The 627-nt window shown below is 67.8% G+C and carries 2 protein-coding genes; both read right to left on the reverse strand.

The genetic code is table 11. From position 1 onward, the window contains the following. Window positions 1-115: 115 nt before the first annotated feature. Window positions 116-454, reverse strand: a complete 339-nt coding sequence (locus tag HGO92_RS23190) for a helix-turn-helix domain-containing protein (protein WP_169999112.1) — start codon at window positions 452-454, stop codon at window positions 116-118. Next, entirely contained in the window at window positions 451-621 is a 171-nt protein-coding gene (locus HGO92_RS23195) for a hypothetical protein (RefSeq protein WP_440915802.1), read from the reverse strand. Before HGO92_RS23195 ends, HGO92_RS23190 begins: the two co-directional genes overlap by 4 nt. Window positions 622-627: the final 6 nt, after the last annotated feature.

Genomic DNA, 627 nt, shown 5'->3' on the forward strand with positions numbered 1-627 from the left:
CTCCGGCCACCTCACCCGGGCCTTGCCCGCGTTGCGGCTGCAGCGGGCGCAGACATCGGTGCCCGTGGTCCTTGGTCGGCCGCGGGTGGTGTTGCGCGGGCTGAGGCCTGAGGGCTCAGTGGTCATCGTCGATGATGCGGGCTCGGCGTGGGCGGGCGGTGCGGTTGAGGTCGACGACGTTGGGGGAGCTGGCGGTCCCGGTCTTGCGGGCCTTTACGTCTGCTGCAGTGACCGTGATGAGGTCCTCCGGGCCGCAGGAGAAGATGTCGCAGATCGCGGAGATGAGCTGCAGTGCCACCCGTTCCGGCTTCTGGTTCACGAGACGGTAGACCTGGGGGCGGGAGAGGACGATCCCGCGCTCGGCGAGCAGCGGGATGAGGTCGGTGGTGTTGTGCAGGCCTCGCGCCGCCATCAGCTCCGCAAGGCGCCAGCGATACTCAACCTGCCGCTTCACCAGTCGCCTCCCGGGCGCCCGAAGGCTTCCGTGACGGTCCGCTCGAGCCCGGCCCGCAGGGTCGTGGCGCGGAAGTCGTCGCTGACGAACTGGTAGATGCCGGTCGTGGAGGCATGTTCGTGTCCCATCTGATACTGCACAAACCTAGGATCCCATCCATCCTCCAGAAGATG

The sequence above is a fragment of the Crystallibacter degradans genome, from assembly GCF_012952295.1.
Lineage (GTDB): Bacteria > Actinomycetota > Actinomycetes > Actinomycetales > Micrococcaceae > Crystallibacter > Crystallibacter degradans.